19 protein-coding genes and 1 tRNA gene are annotated in these 19,288 nt (G+C 38.0%); 7 read left to right on the plus strand and 13 right to left on the minus strand.

The window, feature by feature from the left end; translation table 11 throughout:
• Window positions 1-77 precede the first annotated feature (77 nt).
• From ACTJKC_RS21650 to ACTJKC_RS21660, 3 genes are all read left to right on the plus strand, one after another.
• On the plus strand, window positions 78-488 hold the full coding sequence (locus ACTJKC_RS21650) for an Rrf2 family transcriptional regulator (RefSeq protein WP_440795230.1): 411 nt from the start codon (window positions 78-80) through the stop codon (window positions 486-488).
• A gap of 75 nt (window positions 489-563) precedes the next feature.
• Entirely contained in the window at window positions 564-1,214 is a 651-nt protein-coding gene (locus ACTJKC_RS21655; protein WP_440795232.1) for an NAD(P)-dependent oxidoreductase, read from the plus strand.
• A gap of 327 nt (window positions 1,215-1,541) precedes the next feature.
• Window positions 1,542-2,570 carry a quinone-dependent dihydroorotate dehydrogenase gene (locus ACTJKC_RS21660; protein ID WP_344850518.1) on the plus strand — a complete coding sequence of 343 codons (1,029 nt, stop codon included), beginning with the start codon at window positions 1,542-1,544 and terminating at the stop codon, window positions 2,568-2,570.
• A 166-nt stretch (window positions 2,571-2,736) separates the two neighbouring features.
• Here ACTJKC_RS21660 and ACTJKC_RS21665 read toward each other — a convergent pair whose 3' ends face one another.
• The 5 genes from ACTJKC_RS21665 to ACTJKC_RS21685 all read right to left on the minus strand — a co-directional run bounded on the left by ACTJKC_RS21665 (window position 2,737) and on the right by ACTJKC_RS21685 (window position 5,133).
• A complete protein-coding gene (locus ACTJKC_RS21665) occupies window positions 2,737-3,075 on the minus strand; it encodes a hypothetical protein (RefSeq protein WP_440795234.1) in 339 nt (112 codons plus the stop codon).
• 66 nt (window positions 3,076-3,141) lie between these two features.
• Window positions 3,142-3,537, minus strand: a complete 396-nt coding sequence (locus ACTJKC_RS21670; protein WP_440795236.1) for a hypothetical protein — start codon at window positions 3,535-3,537, stop codon at window positions 3,142-3,144.
• 510 nt (window positions 3,538-4,047) lie between these two features.
• Complete coding sequence (locus ACTJKC_RS21675; RefSeq protein WP_010602219.1) at window positions 4,048-4,218, minus strand: hypothetical protein; 171 nt, start codon at window positions 4,216-4,218, stop codon at window positions 4,048-4,050.
• Between the two features lie 35 nt (window positions 4,219-4,253).
• Window positions 4,254-4,327: transfer RNA gene (locus tag ACTJKC_RS21680), tRNA-Cys, on the minus strand.
• A gap of 59 nt (window positions 4,328-4,386) precedes the next feature.
• Complete coding sequence (locus ACTJKC_RS21685) at window positions 4,387-5,133, minus strand: TrmH family RNA methyltransferase (RefSeq protein ID WP_440795239.1); 747 nt, start codon at window positions 5,131-5,133, stop codon at window positions 4,387-4,389.
• On the opposite strand from ACTJKC_RS21685, the gene tamL reads away from it, so the two are divergent.
• Window positions 5,118-7,547: a translocation and assembly module lipoprotein TamL gene (gene tamL, locus ACTJKC_RS21690; protein WP_440795241.1), complete on the plus strand. Its 2,430-nt coding sequence runs from the start codon at window positions 5,118-5,120 to the stop codon at window positions 7,545-7,547. The genes ACTJKC_RS21685 and tamL overlap by 16 nt on opposite strands.
• Here tamL and ACTJKC_RS21695 read toward each other — a convergent pair whose 3' ends face one another.
• The 7 genes from ACTJKC_RS21695 to ACTJKC_RS21725 all read right to left on the minus strand — a co-directional run bounded on the left by ACTJKC_RS21695 (window position 7,548) and on the right by ACTJKC_RS21725 (window position 14,385).
• Complete coding sequence (locus tag ACTJKC_RS21695; RefSeq protein WP_440795243.1) at window positions 7,548-8,114, minus strand: 2'-5' RNA ligase family protein; 567 nt, start codon at window positions 8,112-8,114, stop codon at window positions 7,548-7,550.
• 191 nt (window positions 8,115-8,305) lie between these two features.
• Entirely contained in the window at window positions 8,306-8,554 is a 249-nt protein-coding gene (locus ACTJKC_RS21700) for a hypothetical protein (RefSeq protein ID WP_440795245.1), read from the minus strand.
• A gap of 325 nt (window positions 8,555-8,879) precedes the next feature.
• Window positions 8,880-9,410: a hypothetical protein gene (locus ACTJKC_RS21705; RefSeq protein ID WP_344850536.1), complete on the minus strand. Its 531-nt coding sequence runs from the start codon at window positions 9,408-9,410 to the stop codon at window positions 8,880-8,882.
• Entirely contained in the window at window positions 9,407-11,839 is a 2,433-nt protein-coding gene (locus ACTJKC_RS21710; protein WP_344850538.1) for a patatin-like phospholipase family protein, read from the minus strand. Before ACTJKC_RS21710 ends, ACTJKC_RS21705 begins: the two co-directional genes overlap by 4 nt.
• On the minus strand, window positions 11,755-12,228 hold the full coding sequence (locus ACTJKC_RS21715; RefSeq protein ID WP_440795247.1) for a TspO/MBR family protein: 474 nt from the start codon (window positions 12,226-12,228) through the stop codon (window positions 11,755-11,757). The genes ACTJKC_RS21710 and ACTJKC_RS21715 overlap by 85 nt, the downstream gene beginning before the upstream one ends.
• A 41-nt stretch (window positions 12,229-12,269) precedes the next feature.
• Window positions 12,270-13,619, minus strand: coding sequence for a M28 family metallopeptidase (locus ACTJKC_RS21720; RefSeq protein ID WP_440795249.1), 1,350 nt, complete (start codon window positions 13,617-13,619; stop codon window positions 12,270-12,272).
• Window positions 13,620-13,764: 145 nt separating this feature from the next.
• Window positions 13,765-14,385 carry a hypothetical protein gene (locus tag ACTJKC_RS21725; protein ID WP_440795251.1) on the minus strand — a complete coding sequence of 207 codons (621 nt, stop codon included), beginning with the start codon at window positions 14,383-14,385 and terminating at the stop codon, window positions 13,765-13,767.
• Window positions 14,386-14,634: 249 nt separating this feature from the next.
• On the opposite strand from ACTJKC_RS21725, the gene ACTJKC_RS21730 reads away from it, so the two are divergent.
• The gene (locus tag ACTJKC_RS21730; RefSeq protein ID WP_344850542.1) at window positions 14,635-15,330 is read left to right on the plus strand and encodes a LytR/AlgR family response regulator transcription factor; all 696 of its coding nucleotides are present in this window, start codon (window positions 14,635-14,637) and stop codon (window positions 15,328-15,330) included.
• A gap of 6 nt (window positions 15,331-15,336) precedes the next feature.
• Window positions 15,337-15,723, plus strand: a complete 387-nt coding sequence (locus ACTJKC_RS21735) for an Hpt domain-containing protein (protein WP_440795253.1) — start codon at window positions 15,337-15,339, stop codon at window positions 15,721-15,723.
• A gap of 23 nt (window positions 15,724-15,746) precedes the next feature.
• On the opposite strand, the gene ACTJKC_RS21740 is transcribed toward ACTJKC_RS21735, so the two are convergent.
• Window positions 15,747-16,580: an alpha/beta fold hydrolase gene (locus tag ACTJKC_RS21740; protein WP_440795255.1), complete on the minus strand. Its 834-nt coding sequence runs from the start codon at window positions 16,578-16,580 to the stop codon at window positions 15,747-15,749.
• A 368-nt stretch (window positions 16,581-16,948) separates the two neighbouring features.
• On the opposite strand from ACTJKC_RS21740, the gene ACTJKC_RS21745 reads away from it, so the two are divergent.
• On the plus strand, window positions 16,949-19,027 hold the full coding sequence (locus tag ACTJKC_RS21745) for a hypothetical protein (RefSeq protein ID WP_440795257.1): 2,079 nt from the start codon (window positions 16,949-16,951) through the stop codon (window positions 19,025-19,027).
• The last annotated feature ends 261 nt before the right edge of the window (window positions 19,028-19,288 follow it).

Genomic DNA, 19,288 nt, shown 5'->3' on the forward strand with positions numbered 1-19,288 from the left:
GATCACGGAATTACAAAATAAATTTTGATTTCAATAAAACCTTCTTACCTTTGTACTGTAATAAAAATAATTACAGAATGAGCAACAGCCGGTTTCCCATTTCCTTACACATTTTAACTTTGCTAAATGAGGCGAAAGGAGGTGTGGTGAGTTCCGAATATCTGGCAGGAAGTATCAATATAAATCCTGTTTTAGTGCGCAAAGAAATTATGAATTTGCGTAAGCATGGTTTCGTTGATAGTAAAGAAGGAAAGGGTGGAGGTTCATTTCTGGCTAAAAATGCTTCAGATATCAATTTGGGTGATGTTTATAAAGCCGTAAGATGTAATCATGTTTTGGGCCAGAGCAAAAATGAGCCGAATCCGAAATGCCCGGTTGGAAGACAAATCAACCAACATTTAGATTCGCTTTACAGCGATGCAGAGAATGCATTAATTGATAATTTATCGAAACAGACACTGGCAGATTTTACATTAAAATTTGAATAAAAATTTTTTGTCAATAACTGTAATAAAAAACATTACAATTTAAAAAACAGATTTATAAATTAAACATTGAATAACATGAAAGTAGCATTAATTGGAGCATCAGGCTTTGTAGGTAAAGCCATCTTAAACGAATTGGTAAGCCGTGGAAACGAAGTAGTTGCGATTGCACGCGATACCGCTAAAATTGAAAACAGTGATGCCAAAGTGAATAAAGTTGCCGCTGATGTTCTGGATACAGAAAAACTGGCTGAGGCTTTAAAAGGCGCAGATGCCGTGGTAAGTGCATTTAATGCCGGCTGGACTAATCCGAATTTATACAACGATACGGTGCAGGGAGCAGAAGCCATACAGAAAGCAGTAAAATTAGCTGGTGTTAAGCGTTATATTTTTATTGGTGGAGCAGGTACTTTGCAAATCGATGGACACCAGATTGTAGATGGACCAGATTTTCCTGCAGAATATAAACCAGGCGCAACTGCAGTAAGAGATTACTTCAATACTTTAAAACAGGAAACCGAATTAGATTGGTTGTTTTTTAGTCCGGCGATTGAAATGCACCAGGGAATTACCACCGGTCGTACAGGGAAATACCGTTTAGGTAAAACCAGTCCCGTTTTTAACGACGAAGGCCGCTCTATTCTTTCGGTTGAAGATTTAGCGATCGTTATTGCAGATGAATTGGAAAGTAAAGCGCACCACCAGGAGCAGTTTACGGCAGCATATTAGGAGGATTGGTCATTGGTTTATTCGTAAGTAGGTAGGGTGCCTGGGTTCATGGTTTGATGGTTCATAGTTGATGGCACCAAATACCTGTCGCAAGTGGGGCGTTGGTAATTGAAAATTGATTATTGGTGATTATCTTTTATGAAAGTCAAGCCATCACCAAACGTTGGATATTATACTAATATTTATCCACCCTGACCAATAAACGAATGGCCATTGAACTAATGAACCTTTTATAATTACGATTAAACTTACGTGTTATGAAGGGTTCATCATTCATTTTCCATTTTCAATCTTCCATAATTTGTATTAAGTTCTTATCTTCGTGGCATGTATCGCCTTATTAAACCGCTATTCTTTAAATTTGACCCTGAAAACGTACATTATTTTGTCGTAAAGCGGTTAAAATGGTTTAATGATAAGTTTCCATTGGGTAAAACCATTATCAGAAGCAGCTTTGATGTTCACATTAAAGGTTTAGAACGCGAAGTTTTTGGCATAAAGTTTAGAAACCCTGTTGGTTTGGCTGCCGGATTTGATAAAAATGGCGAATATGTGGAGCCACTCAGCAATTTAGGTTTCGGTTTTATCGAAGTAGGCACGGTTACCCCAATGCCTCAGCCTGGTAATGATAAACCCCGTATGTTTCGCTTACCTAACGATGAAGCGCTGATTAACCGGATGGGTTTTAACAATAAAGGCGTGGATGTAATGGCCGAGCGTTTACGCTTGCTAAAAGATAAACATCCCGATATTGTTGTGGGTGGAAACATCGGCAAAAACAAGGCTACCCCAAATGAAGATGCGGTAAGCGATTACATTAAATGTTTCGACCGTTTGTTTGATGTGGTAGATTATTTTGTGGTAAATGTAAGTTCGCCAAATACCCCGGGCTTACGCGAACTTCAGGAGAAAGAGCCACTTAAAAAAATTCTTAATACTTTACAGCAGCGCAACCGTAAAAATGATATTTCGCGACCGATTTTATTAAAAATAGCACCCGATTTAACTGATGCACAACTGGATGACATCATCGAAATTGTTGCTGAAACCAAAATCGCAGGCATTATTGCAACCAATACTACCATCAGTAGAGAGAATTTGGCTACAGCTCAGGAAATAAAAACCGAAACAGGTGGTTTGAGTGGTAAACCTGTTAAAGAACGCTCTACCGAGGTAATCCGCTACCTTTCAGAAAAATCCAATAAAGCTTTTCCTATTATCGGTGTGGGTGGAATTCACTCGGCTAAAGATGCCAAAGAAAAGTTAGATGCCGGCGCTTCTTTGGTGCAGTTATATACCGGTTTTATCTACGAAGGACCAGGATTGATTAAAAGTATCTGTAAGGAACTGGTTTAGTAGCTTGTTCTATGCAATCAGGTTAAATTTTAGAAAAAAGCATACATTATGGCCCTGTTAATCGATTACAAGTTTACTTGATTTCATTGATATTACCACGCCAGTTAAAATATTTAATTTTCTTTTTAGATTATTATACTTTTATTTTGAGGTATCCTTTGTCAATTTATTGACTAATTATTTTTTCTTCTTTTAGGCTTATAAATAATGTATCGTTTCTTCCTTCTATAAAAGCATAATTCACGCCTTTTTCTGGATGTATTCTTGCAATATAAACTGAACCTATTTTTTTGCTTTTAATAATTACATCAAGGTATCGTCCATTTATCATTTGATTTATTCTGAAGTATCCTTGATCATTGGTAATAGAAAATACAGTTTTGTTATTAGGATCTACAACTTTAATTCCTTTTAACGGATTTCTCCCTTCATTGTATATGTATCCCTGTATATATGATGGTGATTTTGATGAACACGCAAACAAAATCACGATAAAAAATATCATTATTGATCTCATACTAAAATAACCCGAATTTAAGTTTAACCAATAAGCCCTAATATATTTTTAAGGTTACCATAGATTTACTGAGTTTGATTGTTTACTTTTTAAATAAATTGTACCAATATCGATTGTATCCTTATTTATATCATAGGTTTTTAAATTAATTTTTTTTGTATCATATCCTTTTTTCTTTATGATAATCATTGAATTAATTTCTTTAATAGATTTGATAAAATTTTGATAGTTTTTCATTTCAATTTTTGGCAATATAAATTGACCTTTATTATTGGTTGTCACATTTCTCGGACTTAATACATCCAGCGAATCATAAACTATAGAAACATTAGGCAATGGTGTTTTATCATCACGTATTAGGCCTATCACTGATTTTCTATAGATATAAGATGCAGTATTGCACGAAGAGAATAGCCCTAATAAAATTGTCAGGTAAAATTTTATTTTCATATAATTTTAATTTTGGTTAACCAGGTACGCCTAAGTGAATCTTCAGTTGCTATGATTTACCCTGTGATAATAATCTTCAACATATTTCATCCATGCTTTAGTGGAAAATCATTTCCTGAAATTAATTGCTATTTAAAAAAAAACGCTATCGATTTTTATTGTGTCATTACCACCATCAGAAATGAGTGTATCAGATATTAATCTAAGTTTTATCTTCTGACCAGCTAATGCCTGGTTACGATTGCTTAAACAGCTGCTTTCTGTTATCAAGATAAACAAATTCCCTGATTATTGGCTTAATAAATGAGAGATTGTTTGCCTTGGGAAGTACAGAAATCTTAAATAATGGGAGGCAGGTATTGATAGGTAGGATTAAGAATTATGACCATTAAAAAAATAAAGATTAAGAGTGATGAGTATTAATCTTTTTAGTTACAAGCAAATTTTAAGGCATAAAAAAAGCATCCTTTGATCAGAAGGATGCTTTAAGTTTTTTAGATTTTCTAAAAACTATTTCGCTAAACCAGCTAAAACAGCATTGTTTTTAGCTAACTGATCGTTTTTAGGTTGTGCAGAACGGCTACCTAACTCGATGTTAGTTGCTCTCTTTAAAAATGCTACCTCCTGGTGAGCTGTATTTTTATTTCTTCTGTCTTTTCTTTTTAATCTGGTAACTGCCATGGTAATAACCTTTTATTATATTTTATTTGTACAAATGGAGGTCGAGAGCGGATTCGAACCGCTGTAGAAGGTTTTGCAGACCTCTGCCTAGCCACTCGGCCACTCGACCTTTAAATTCAAGGCTGCAAAAATAGCAATTATTAGTTAGCCTGCAAATAATATCTCAATTTAATTTCGAACTCGCACTAACTCAGCACAAAAGATTGCAGCACTTACCGCCACATTTAGCGATTCGGCTTCTCCAATCCTGGGAATGGTAACCGGTTTATTTATTTTTTTAATTACTTCCGGCGAAATTCCCTTCCCTTCATTACCTAAAATTACCAATCCCTCGTTGCCCCATTGGGTTTTGTAAATTGATTCACCATCTAACAATGCTCCGAATACAGGCAGCGAATTATCACTTAGAAAAGCAGGTAAATCTGCCTCAAAAATATTTACCCTCGCTAATGAGCCCATGGTAGCCTGTACTGTTTTGGGATTAAATACTTCTACACAATCTGCAGAACAAATGATGTTTTTAAAACCAAACCAATCTGCGGTGCGTATAATAGTGCCCATGTTGCCCGGATCCTGCACGCCATCTAAAACCAAAGTGAACTGATTTTTCAATTCTTTCTGATCTAATTTCTTGTTTTTAGTGATATGAACCAATGCTAAAAAGCCCTGTGGCGTTTGCAGCGTACTAATCTTGTCTAATTCAACGTTCTTTACTTCAAATAAGTTTATATTTGCGGGCAATTTGGGTAACAAATTGTATTGTTCGCTGTTGTAAAATATGGTATGAATGTGGTAACTTGACTGAATAAATTCTTTTATGGATTTTATGCCTTCAACAATAAATAAACCATGCTCTTTACGGTATTTTTTTTGATGTAACGACTTTATAAAACTAATCTGTGATTTTGAAAGCATACCAATACTTAATAAATATTAAACTGAAAAGCACTGCAATATTACTATTTATTATTGTTTTAATTCAGGCCTGTTCATCAACAAAATACATTGCCGACTACCAATCGATCGTAAAAAAGGTTACAATAGATAGTGTTGACAAGAAATTTGAGGAGCAGGCTTATAATTATGTTCAGAAAGATCTCAGGCCTGCTTCTAAACTGAGTATTCAGGTGCCATTGTATAACCTGTTTAATACTAAAGACGGAAGGTATAAAACAACTGATATTAAGCCTTTTGGTACACCTCCAGCCATTCTGGACAGTACTTTGGTCGAGATTTCAAGAACCCAGATACAGAAATTTTTAAAAAGTAAAGGATATCGTCAGGCAGAGGTAAAATCAGCGATCAAGGTAGAGAATAAGAAAGCAGAAGTAATTTTTAGTGCCAAACCAGGCCCGGCTTACTTTATTGATAAACTTACTGATTCCATTCCAAATACAAATATTAAAAACCTTTACGAATCCAATAAGGCGAGCGTAACGCATTTACATAAGGGCATGCAATATGATGAGGACTCTCTAACCTACGAAAGGGAACAGATTTACCGCATCATGAAAGAGAATGGTTATTTCTATTTTTTAAGGCCTTATGTAAATTTCGACGTTTATGGTGCAGAAGCTACTTCTAAAACCAACAAAATTGATTTGAACCTGAATGTAACTGATCCGAATGATGGTCCGCACAAGCAGTTTAATATAGGCTATACCCACATGATTATCGCACCAAACCCTGATGGTTTTCCTGATTCTGTGCGTTATAAATTAAATAAGGATACTATTAACGGGATCATCTTTACCGATTTCTCCAAACGTTACCGTAGAAACCCGATTGTGAGGTACGATTTTTTAAAACAAGGCGAACTTTACGATATCCGCAATGAAAACCTGACTTATGATCGCTTATATGAGCTGAATATTTTTAAAAATGTAAAAATCGATTATTTCAGAAGGGATAGTACGTCAAATAAAGTAAATACTGTAATTCAGCTTATTCCGCAAAAGGTGATGAGTAACCGGGTAGAGGGGGAGGTACCATTTAATGGTGGTACAGTAGGCTTTAACTTAAGTAATACTTATACCAATAACAATATTTTCAGGGGTGCTGAACGGTTCGAACTTCAGGTAAAAGGTGGTTTACAATCCAGGATAGGCAATGGTGCTAAACCATTCAGTGATATTTACCAGCGCGATTTTTCGATCAGCGGAAGTATTACAGTACCGAGGTTAATGATTCCTTTTTATAATCCTACTTTAGGCGGTAATGGAATGCCACATACTACTTTTTCGAGCAGTTATATTTATGCTTTACAGAAAGATGTTTCGGTGAGGAGGATTTTTATCAATTCGATTACGTATGATTGGGTAGAAACGAAATCGAAACTTCACTCTTTTACACCCTTAAATTTCGAATACCGTTTTGGTTATCTTGATCCTAATGTAGATGCACAAACCGTATTAAATAACCTTTATTACTCTACACTATTAGGTCGGAAAGATTTAACCTTGGGTATGAAATATACTTATACTTTAAATGCGAATAAGCTGAATGAATACCGCTCTTTCGTTTATTTAAGGGCGGGAATGGATATTGCCGGAAATATGCTGCAGGGGATATCCAAATTAGGAGGCTCCAAGCACGATCCTGCCAATGGAGATCCGGCTAAGATTTTAGGGTTGCCGTTTAATCAGTATATGCGCCCAGAGGTTGATTTAAGGTGGTACAAGCACTTAGGAGGCGAAAGGCAGTTTGTTGCCCGTTTAAATGCGGGTGTGGCTTATGCTTATGGAAATTCGGTGTTAACAGGTATCCCCTTTGAAAAGCAATTTTTTGCCGGTGGCTCGAGCGGAATCAGGGCATGGCAGGCCAGAACCATTGGTCCCGGCAACTATGACAGGGGACTTCTCCGGAGTGATACTTTGCGTAAAGCATTTTATGGGCTTGACCAGCTAGGGACCATGCGCATTGAAACCAATTTTGAATATCGTTTTACCGTGGCCAAGAAGTTTTTTGGGGCTACTTTAAAAGGTGCAGCGTTTGTTGATGTTGGTAATGTATGGAATCTCCGTAAAGGCGAATCGATTCTTCTTGCAACTCCGGCCCTTGATGAACAAACCGTATTTAAATTAGGTAAACTGGCCCAGCAGCTTGCAGTTGGTACAGGCTTGGGTTTAAGGTATGATGTACAATATTTTGTATTCAGGTTTGATGTTGGCTTGAAACTTAAAGATCCTCAGTTTTCTGGCTCTGACCAATGGGTTATTGGTAAGTTTCTCTCCGGAGCGAGAGCATTTAAAGATAATTATAATTTAACCCATGCTCCTGATACTTATCGTTTCCTTCAATATAACTTTGGTATTGGTATGCCGTTTTAATTAACCGAAAAGACTTAATGCTTTAGGTTTGGTAGCCGGATCTTTAAAAGAAAATTCTTTAAAAGGTTGCCATCTTTTATTCTGGTGTTTATAAACAGAAAAAGAAGAAACGGAGAATTCGCGCTTAAATTTCCGGTCTTTAAAATCATCTGCGATTTGTTTAAAAACCGGTTTAATATCTCTGAAAGCCAGAGTTAAATGCGGATTAAACTTTTCTTTTTTCTCAATCAGTTTTAGGGGCTGTAATTCTTTTGAAATCTGCTTTTCCAAGGTCATAATGCCTTCGTTGCGTTCTACATCAAGGTAAAAAGTATGTTCGGGAAAGGAATTGAAGTTTTTAAGCACTTGTGTAAACGGAACATTAAAAGAGGCATCTTCCAGGGCTTTGAAAAAACGTTTTTCGGCTTCCTGGGATGATAACATAACCGGTGGATATAAAGTAGTGTGTGCCGGCCGCTTTAGCGATTCGTGTACGTTAAATTTCTCTGAAATGTAGTGTCTGATCTCATCAATATCTTCTACAATAGAAACCGGAGGAACCAAACATACTAAATATAGATTTTCCATGGAACAAATTTACTAAAAATATTAGCATAAATTAGGGTGCGTAATAATTAATTTATAGATTTCTCCACTGCGGTCGAAATGACGGAACTATGTAGCTTTGATTTGTGTATCCACGAGCCATTTATATGTTGCCGTGGTCTGTATCTCTACTATCGCAGTGGTTCGTGTATCCGCGGGCCTATTTTTATTGATTACTTAAATTCATTTGCCACAGATGCACAGATTAACACGGACAGTTTCTCAAGCGCTATGGTCTGTTTCTCAAGCGCCATGGTCTGTTTCTCAAGCGCCATGGTCTGTTTCTCAAGCGCCATGGTCTGTTTCTCAAGCGCTATGGTCTGTTTCTCAAACGCCATGGTCTGTTTCTCAAGCGCCATGGTCTGTTTCTCAAGCGCTATGGTCTGTTTCTCAAGCGCCATGGTCTGTTTCTTAAGCGCCATGGTCTGTGTCCCCACAGACCATTTTAAATTGGGATTTCTCGTAACGGACTGATGTTTAATAAACCCGACCGGCAGCGTTACCCCGATTGAAGTTCAATTTAATTATCGGTTATTTATCGGGGTTAAGCCAAGGGCGGGACTGGCGGAACCGAAGCACTACAGGCACTGCTTTTCTAAAAAAAAAATAAATAAAATCTGCACTACAAATCAACTTTCGTTTCTCTTTTTTACACTTGCTTAATTCTCAAACCTTGCAGTAAAGATTGCTTCGCCGCTGAAAAAAGCCGTCTCGCAAATAACGATTTACGCTGATCATTGAAAAACATCAGACCAGGTTTTTCAATCCGTCAAAAATACTTTCGAAAAAGGTGGAAAGATTGAGTCCGTTGCTGTGGTTAAAATAAACAAATACCAAAAATACAATTACTACAAATATAATGAGTTTGCGGAAGGCAAAGGCAATAATGATCAGTGCTATCGGGATGATAAAAAGCCATAAACTGTTAATTGCATAAGGACTTAAATCGGTATCTTTTTTATACACGTAAACCAGCTTGCTGTGCGTACCGGTATCGTTCTGGTGTTTGATGTAAACAAATGTAGATTTATCGATGGGTAATGGCAGCACTGCAATACCATCATTAAACTTTAAGATTTGTGTAAAACCACTTACGCTAAAGGTATAGGTGCCATTAATATTCTCATTTGGGGTATTCAATGAATCGGCTGCAATAATGGCGAGTTTATTATTTTTGAGCAGATTTTCTTTTACCAGAAAATTGTTGATGGCTGCATTTTGGGCAAAGCCAAAAAAACCGATTAAACACAAGGATAATAAAAGTAAGATTCGTTTCATTCGATAGAACGTTTATTGTAAATTAAATAACCGATGTGCAATAATACACCATTTCTTTTAATCGCATCATTATATAAATTATAACTTAGGCTTACGGGGCCAAGCGGTGAATGATAAACTAAACCTGCCGTACCTGCATAACGTAATTTGGTAATGGCTTTTGCATAATCTACATTCTGGAAACCATTCAGCTCAAACTCTTTATGAGGCAAAAATAAATATCCTTCTAATCTAAAATCGAGATTTTTTTTAACATTATAAATGTTTTTTATTCCACCGGCCGCATAAGTAGTCGCCCTGAATTTATCAAGGAAGAGCGATCTGCTGTCTTGCAATGGATAAAAAGCCGGAGCGGTTAACAAGGTAGCATAATAATTACTAAATAGTGGCTGATTGGAAATAACTCCCTCTACGATATAACCCAAAGTATATTTTTTGAGGTGTAAAAAATAATTTTCCTGGGTGAGTTTTATACTACCCCAATGGTGCAAACGACTAAATTCAGCGACTTTAACAAAGCCAGGGGTATTGCGGAAAATATTGCCGGGATCGTAATTTTCGCGACCGGTAGTATAATTAATACTTAACGAAAAACTCTGCCCGTTTGTGGCATATTGTTTTCGGTTGAGCGAGTTTTTTTCAAAATTTAATGTCCCCCTGAAACCGTTAAAAATGGTTTCATCCAACACATCGCCCACGTTGAAGGTATTGTTTGGACTATAATGGTCGCTATTGTTGATAAAGGTAGAGTGAAGGACAATTTTGGTGTTGTAATTTAATGGCATACCCACCATCAGATCGATTTTCCGGTCGGATTGTTCGATATAAATGGGGCGGGGGTTTTCGATAAAAATCTGGCTGGTGTTATAGTAATTCCAGTGGTTATAAGTTAGTTCTGCAGCGAGAAATAAGGGGAGTTTGGTTGGATAATCTACCCGGCCGTTAACCTGAACAGATTCGTAAAAACGGCCTGAATAAAAGCTGGTGCCAAAGGTGTAAGATTTTCTGTTGAGGTAATTGTATTGTGCACCTAGAAAAACATTGCTGATGGGCCTGGTCGAAATATTGCCGCCCAGATCGAGTTTAAAACTTTTCTTGGGTTGTGCCACTACTTCAAAGGTATAGCTATCAGTTGCGGCCTGGTAGGATATTTTAGGATACACAGTTTCAAAAGTCTGGTCGGCAACCAGTTTATAATAACCACGCCTGATATCTTTGAGATCGAAAGTGCTCTGGTCGCTTTTAAAAAGCCTTTCCACATACTTTTTTTGCTGTGCGTTAACACCTGATACGGTAACATTGCTAAACTTTAACTCAGGTTTTCCTGCATTAAATTTTGCTCTTCTTTTTGCCAGTTCTTCGTCGCTTACCCGTTTGCTGATCAGAGCTTTAATTCTCGGCATATCGGCCATGGTTGCATCGTATCCCTTTTTAATCAGCTCTGCCACCGGTGCGAAATTGGTTACACTGTAACTGGCCAGATCGGGCTGGATGTAAACCCCGTTTTTGCCGATCATGGTAGAATCTGATTTAGAAAGAAACATATACACCAAAAAGCGGTTCATTAAACGGTCGTCGATATTTTTAGGGTATTCGTTATAGGTTTTAGAAGAAACGTTGGCTCCGATTACGAAATCGGGTTTAAAATCCCTCTCCATTACATCTGCAGGAAAATTATTGTACAGGCCACCATCAAAAACATATTTTCCGTCGAGTTTAATGGGGCGGTACACAATGGGAACAGTCATGGTAGCCCTTACGGCTTCGGCCAAACTGCCTTTACTTACGGTGATGCTTTTTTGCGACAATACATCGGCCACCATACAGCGGTAGGGTACAAAAAGGTTATCGAAGTTATCTTTAGAAACGGCAGAGGCCTGAGAAAAAAGCTCTAAAAAAGCAAAATTTAGGGGGATATCGTTAATGAGGTTAGAGCGGAAACTAAAATGGAAGCCGGTATCGATAGCCACTTTTGCAGTAAGCATAGAGGCATTTGGTGCATTTTTCTGAAAATAATAGGTGTAATCGCTGGTGTACCGTCCGTTAACCCAATTTTGAAAGTCGTTACTGAGCGCAATTTCTTCAATTTGTTTCGGGCTATAACCTGCCGCATACATGGCCCCCACAATACCACCCATTGAGGTTCCGGTAATGTAATCGATGGGGATATGGTTCTCTTCAAGGGCTTTTAAGGTACCGATGTGCGACAATCCTTTTGCGCCTCCACCACTAAACACAAGGCCAACTTTTTGCGCCTGCAAATGGTTACAGTACAAAACGAAAAGGATCAGCAAAAATCTTTTAAAAGTTACCACCCCTAAAAATAAGGGTTTTTCTTTTAAAATCAGTTCAATATGAAAATGTTGTAGGTTAAAAATATTGCAAAACTTACCCAGATAAAATATGGAATAAATATTAATCCTGCCCATTTATTGATTTTATAAAAGGTGATGGCATTGATTACAATAAACAGCAGCAGTAAAATGATTTCGGCGAGGGCAAAACCCACTTCGTGCAGGTAAAAGAAAATGAACGACCAGGCTAAATTTAAAATTAACTGGATGAGGTAGATGGCTACCGTACGTGGAAAATGCACTATTTTATCACGTTTAACCCAAACCAGGTAAGCTGCAATGCCGATTAGTAGGTAAAGTGTTGTCCAAACCGGGGCAAAAAGCGAGTTTGGAGGATTAAAAGAAGGTTTGTTGAGCGTTGGGTACCAGGTTTTAACAGATTGAGCGGTTGCCCACCCACCAAGGGCACCTACGCCCAAAGTAATGGCTATATTAACAATAAAAGCTACCGGTTTAAATTTCATGATGTAAATTTGAGTTTAAACATTGGTAAAACCTAAATGTTTTACCTGCCAATGCCCGGAACAACGGGTAAACTTTCATTGTCTTCGTTTCCAACACTTTGTACGGCAAACAAATAATTGTCTTTACTGTAAGGCAATCTTAATTCGGTGGCAGTGGTGAAAAACTTCTTCTCCCAAACCGGGCTGCTGGTTTCGCGCATTAATACGTAATAGCCTTTTACCATACCATTTACAGGCGCTTTCCAGTACAGATATGTAGAATTGCTCAGGTTTTTAACATCTACTTTTACCTCGGCAGGTACAGATGGTGCTTTCGCCAGATTGGCCAAAACGGCAATATTTACGCCAGTGTTTTTGCGCAGGTACTCAAAATCCATAAATTCCTGTAAATCGCCATACCTGATTCCTTTTTCAGTTCTCAGGTCCTGGTGCTGGTGATCGAAATTTTCGTTCATTTCAGTAATGCGCACGGCGGTAAAGCCATTTTCTACAAATGGCGTATGGTCGCCGCCCCGTAAAAACCTGTCGTTCCTGTAAATCAGTTTTACTTCGAGCTGATCTACATAACGCTCGCCGATTTCTTTAACATAACGGGCCAGCTGACGACTTTTTCCGTCATTTTCTAACCCAAACTGGCGGATGCTTTTTGCATTTTTATCTAACTCGTAACCTGGTAAGCCTTCACTAAAAACCCGTAACCTGGTATTGTCTATAATTTGGGTTTCGCTGCTGTTGTTACTGCCAATCATGTCGTTGTTCAGCATGGCATCTACATTCCAGTTTTCTTTTTTTGCCTTTGCAGCCATAAAACCCGATCCCAATAAAGACTGTTCTTCGCCACTTACGGCTACAAAAATAATGGTAGCTGCAAATTTATACTGGCTCATAATCCTTGCGGCCTCAATTACGCCGGCCACACCGCTGCCATCATCGTTAGCGCCCGGTGCATCGCTGGTTCTGTTCATTACATCGGTAACCCGGCTATCGAGGTGACCGCTTACCACATATACGCGTTTATCGTTTACGTCGGTACCTTTTAATACGGCAACAGCGTTACCCAATAAAGTGGGCTGATCTACTCTTTTGCCATCGGGTTTAAAGGTGGTGGTATCTAAATAGGCAGTTAGCCGGCCATCGCCCTGTTTTGCAAACTGGTTAAATTTGCTTACTACCCAGTTTCTTGCTGCACCAATGCCTTTGGTTTTGCTTTTAATATCGCTTAAGGTGTTCCTTGTGCCGAATGCAACCATTTTTGAGATATACGACTTTAAAGAATCCTGATTAACCGCTTTAACCATTTTATCGATATCCTGATTGCGGATAACCACAGTTTGTGCTTTGATAGATAAACTTATTGAAGCAAAAAGTATAATTGAGTAGATTTTTTTCATCTGTATTGCCAAAAAAATAATTAGTTAGCTAATATATTGAATGATAACTTAAAAAATCGGGTATAAATATGTTTTTCTGTAACATTTTAAGCATAAAAAAGCCCCTTGAAATTAATCAAGGGGCCTATATTTGTTTGGTTTATTATTATTTAGCTACTGTTGAAGCAATTTCATGTGTTTTGTTCCAGTTACCGAAAGCTTTTTTAGCTGATGATTTAGCTGCGCTTAATTCTACATCACCTGCAATGGTTAAAAACGTTTTTTCAGGAGAAATCTGGCTGTAAAAACTTTTTACGTCAGCAAGGGTTAAAGCGTTGATAGAAGCTTCATTTACAGATTGATCATAATCATAATCGTGTGCTTTAAGGCTGGTGATCAATTTAGCTTTTGCTGTATTAAAAGTTTTCTGATCGATTGTTGCATTTTGGATTAATGCAGCCATTTCAGTTAAATCTTTGTCAAGATCGGCACTAGCGGTAGCCAGTTTACCACTGTTATCTTTAAAACTGATGTTCGCGTTTTTGTTCACGTTCTCGTTTAATACTGCATTTAATAACTCCACTACGCCATCTTTTTTATTGTCGAATGCTTTGGCATCTAATGTAAAACTCGAGTAAGCTTTTGGCGATCTGTCATTTTCAGAAATGATGATGTTCATGCCATTTTTGAGTTTGTAGCTTACCGGCTCTTTAAAGGTTTGTGCTTTAGCAGTGTAAACCGAAATAATTGAGAGGGTTGAAAGTGCAATTGTTTTAATGGTGTTCATTTTATTTTTTTTAAATAATAGGGTTAACTTTTGTTGGATGATGTTGAACAAATCTAGGGCTGATTAGCTTCCGGGCCAATATTATGGCGTTAGAAAGGCAGGAATCATAGACGAACGGGCGTATATACGTGACGAAAGCAGGAACGGATTTCTGCAAATATAGATTTTATTCATTTTGTTCATTATTTATTCATCAGAAATATTCCTGCAGGTTATGCTTAGTTTTATTTGTGACGTTAATCTGATACTATGAACTGCTTAATCGTTGATGACCATGTAATTGCAAGAAATACGATCAGCCATTTTTTAAAGATTGACCCGTCTTTGAAATTAATTGCCGAGTGCGAAAATGCGGAAGATGCCTATCAAAATCTTGCCATCCATAAAATAGACCTTTTGTTACTGGATATAGAGATGCCGGGGATATCGGGGATAGAGCTGGTTAAAGGACTGGGAGAAAAAAGACCATTAATTGTATTTATCAGCTCGAAAAAGGATTATGCTGCAACAGCATTCGACCTCAATGTTGTCGATTTTATTTCCAAACCAATTACACCCGACCGGTTTTTAATGGCGGTTAAAAAGGCAAAGGAAATTTATCACCTGAGCAACCTGTTTGTAGGCAATAATCCTGATGATTTTGTTTTTATCAGGGATTCTGGAGTGATCAGGCGGATTAAGCTGGATGATATTAATTACCTGGAGGCGCAGGGCGATTATGTGAAAATTTATATGGCCGAAAAAACCTATTCTATCCATTCCTCTTTAAAATCAATCGAAGATAAACTGCCTGTTAAAAATTTTGTCCGGGTGCACCGCTCGTTTATTATCAATATTGGTAAAATAGATACCATAGAAGGCAATACTTTAATTATACATAAGCAGTTTGTTCCCGTATCGGATGCCTATAAATCTGTTTTAAATAAACGGATGCACATTTTATAACGGTTTATGAAATTAAGTGAAAAAAAGCACATGGCACCAGATACTCAAACTAAAGCCTGCCAAACCATCAATTTAAGCTATTTGAAAGAGATTAGTATGGGCGATGCTGGTTTTGAGCGCGAAATGGCCGAAAAGTTTATCTCGATTATAGCTGATGAGTTAATTCATTTAACTCATTGCCTAGAAAAGAAAAATTATGAAGCATTAAAGCGTACGGTGCATAAAATGAAATCAACAGTTTATTTAATGGGTTTAAAGCCAAAATTAAATGCTGCGCTTGAAGCTGTTGAATATGATAACCTCACTTACGATCAGTTTAAACAGCATGTAAATCAGATTGTATCGGTATGCGAAATGGCCAAAGAAGAAGTCAGGATGTTTTTGATTGATTGATGATCACATTAACCCTTCTCTGGCTAGGCAAAAAGGTGACCGGATGTAGGGATCGGTTTTGAATCGCCAATAAATTCTTTAATCTCTTTGATGGTTTCTTCCGGTGCGCTAATGTGCGGAAAATGACCAGTAGCCTTCATTACAACCAAAAAGTTTTCAGGGGTGTTTTTGTAGATAAACTCGCCTGCTGATAAAGGGGCAATGATATCGTTTGTGCTCTGTAGCGTTAGGCTTGGCACCTCAAGGTTTTTTAATTTATCCCTGTAATCGGCTTTAAAAGTAGCCATTGCAAAAGCCAGCGCCACGCTTGGATCGGTAGCTTCGAAACACTCCTGTAAAAAATCGGAGAGTTCTGGTTTCGATGGAGTATCCATTACCACAGGAGCCAGTTGTTTGCTCCAGCCCACATAATCTTCAGCTATATGTTCAAAAATGGTTTCAAGGTCTCCCACATTAAAGCCGCCAATATAATCGTGATCATTTAAATACCGCGGCGATGGTCCGATAAATACTAATTTTTTAAATGCTTCAGGAATCTGCAGAGCCGCAATCATGCCAATCATGCTGCTTACGGAGTGGCCGATAAAGATTACGTTACTTAACTCCAGGGCTTCTATAATGTCAATCACATCGCAGGCATAACCTTCTAAGGTAGCATACTTATGTTTATCATACTGGCTGAGGTCTGAGTCGCCTGAACCCACATAATCAAACAGGATCACTTTATAGTCATCCATAAAAGCATCGATGATGAATTTCCAGGCACTTTGTGCACAGCCAAAGCCATGCGCAAACATGATTACCTGACTACCTTCGCCAAGTATTTTTACATTATTTCTGATGAGTATAGGATGCAAGATGTTTGATTTTTAAATTCTGATTCAAGTTAAACATTGTAACTGTTTTTTTATAAAAAAAATAAAAATGAACAAAAGTAACGGGCATTTTTGTGAACAGGTTTTTTTAGTCCTAAGTCTGGAGTCTATAGTCCTCAGTCGGGCCGATCTATGTGTTAACCACAAGGAGAAAATAATCAATAATCATTCACTATTGCTTGATGAATAATCGCCGGGCGAATGGCGCTGAGCGGATTAGAACTATTGACCAATTAAGTAAATCTCCTCAGTTAACCGATTAACCAATTTATGCAGTTAACCAATTTATTAATCTTAACAACTTAACAATATTAATCCTTATCTTGCTTTAGTAAAACGTTTAACCAAATATGAAGAATTCCATTGCATTACTGCTTATTATCTGTTTTTCAGCTTTTTATGCTAAAGGTCAGGTGAATTTAAAATCATTTAAAAATAATGGGGCTACCGTCTCTTCCAATAAAAAAGAACTGGTGCTAAACTGGCCCGTGGGTGATGGTGCTTTTGGTAAAATGATTTTAAACCTCGATCAGGCGAAGCCTTTATTCAGCAGTTTGCAACTGGGGAAAAAAGGTGCTTTAAAAGAAATTGCTGCCAACCTCGATCCTGCATTTGTTTTACGGGTAGGCAAACGTACTTTAAGTCCCGAAAGTGGCGGTTGGGATGTATTTTTCGATCGGGTACCTACGAGGCCGTACACTACGAATGCATTAAAATTTGAAAAGGGAGCGGCCAGCGTTTCGAGCAATGGCTCGCAAACGGTGGTAAAGATAAATGGCATTGAAAGCGAAAACTTTAAGGGTGCTTTAGAGATAACGCTTTATAACGGCAGCCCTTTATTTAACATAGCGGCTGTGGTATCTACCCAAAAAGATTCTACAGCAATTTTATACGATGCCGGATTGGTGAATAAAAAAGAGATATGGAACAATGTTGTTTGGAGTGATGTAAAAGGAAATCTGCACACGGAAAAAGGTGTTAAAACCGACGCTGCTAAAAACCTCGAAGTAAAATACCGTACCGTAATCGGCGAAAATGCTGGTGGAAGTTTAGCGGTGTTTCCGGCACCGCACCAATATTTCTATCCTTTGGATGAAGCCTTTAACCTCAAATTTACCTGGAAAGGCAGCAATTATTTAAACCTGATCCCTGATTATGGTATCGGCATCCGCCAGGATCCATTGGGCGATAAACGTTATGTGCCCTGGTTTAATGCGCCGCCAAATACCCAGCAAAGACTCAATTTTTTCTGTTTATTGAGTACGGGCAAAGCAAATGCCGTTTTAACCGAAGTTAAAAAGTTTACCCATAACGATTCTTATGTTGCATTGCCCGGTTATAAAACAATGGCCAGCCATTTTCATAATGAGTTTATCTCTGATGTAGTGTTGAGCGGAAAAGCCGTTCCTGAAAAGCCCGAATTTGTGGAGGTGCTGAAGAAAACAGGCTTAAATATTGTGAAACTGGCAGAGTTTCATGGTCCGGGGCACCCGAAAGGGCCTGATTCAACCCGTTTAGAAGAACTGGATGCCTTGTTTAAACAAACCAAACGGTTATCTGACCCCAATTTCTTATTGTTACCAGGAGAAGAAGCCAATAATTTTTACGGCGGGCACTGGCTGGCATTTTTTCCTAAACCAGTTTATTGGGTAATGTCGCGGAAGGGCGATCTTCCTTTCGAAAGCTACGATCCGAACTATGGCAAAGTGTACCGCGTAAATGATAAGGCCGAAATGCTTAAATTACTGGAGCAGGAGCATGGTTTGGCCTGGACGGCACATGCGCGTACCAAAGCCTCAACAGGTTACCCCGATAAATATAAGGAGGAGGATTTTTTTAAATCGGAAACCTTTATGGGGGCTGCGTGGAAAGCTATTCCGGCAGATCTTTCATTGCCTACACTAAGTAAAAGGGTATTGAACCTGATGGATGATATGGCGAACTGGGGTTTGAAAAAACATGTGATTTCGGAAGCAGATATTTTTACGATTACAGAGCAGAATGAAATGTATGCACACTTAAACGTAAACTATTTACAGTTAGATAAGGTGCCAGATTATGCTGATGGCTGGCAACCTGTGCTGGATGTAATAAGTAAAGGAAAGTTTTTTGTATCTACCGGAGAAGTATTGATTCCTGCGTTCAGTATTAATGGAAAAGGTGCGGGTGAAACATTGAAAATTGATCAGAGTGGCAAAGCAACAGTAAATATGCAGTTAAACTGGACGTTTCCTTTAAGTTTTGCAGAAATTGTGTCAGGTGATGGGAAAAAGGTGTACCGCAAACGCATTAATTTAAATACAACGCAGGCTTTTGGTAAAAAGGATTTCAGTTGGCCGGTTAATTTGAAAGGACGTAAATGGGTGAGGGTAGAAGCCTGGGATATTGCCAGTAATGGTGCTTTTACGCAGATGGTGTGGTTAGAGTAACAGTTTTTTAGGTATTTTAACCACAGATGAAAAGGATGCACACAGATAAGAAAATGTTGAAATATTTTATTTATATGACGTAATGAATTTAAGGACACAAGCACTTAAATGTTTTAATATGTCTTATATGGTAAAACAGAATGCAGTTAAAAATATCATTGATTAACTAATTGCTGCTGTCATTCTGAGTGAAACGAAGAATCCCTGACCAACGAAGGACAGGTTGTGACCTTCCCGCTAAGTAAAGTTCGTATGTTCATT

The sequence above is a fragment of the Pedobacter sp. 22226 genome (assembly GCF_052045455.1).
GTDB classification, from domain to species: Bacteria; Bacteroidota; Bacteroidia; order Sphingobacteriales; family Sphingobacteriaceae; genus Pedobacter; species Pedobacter jeongneungensis.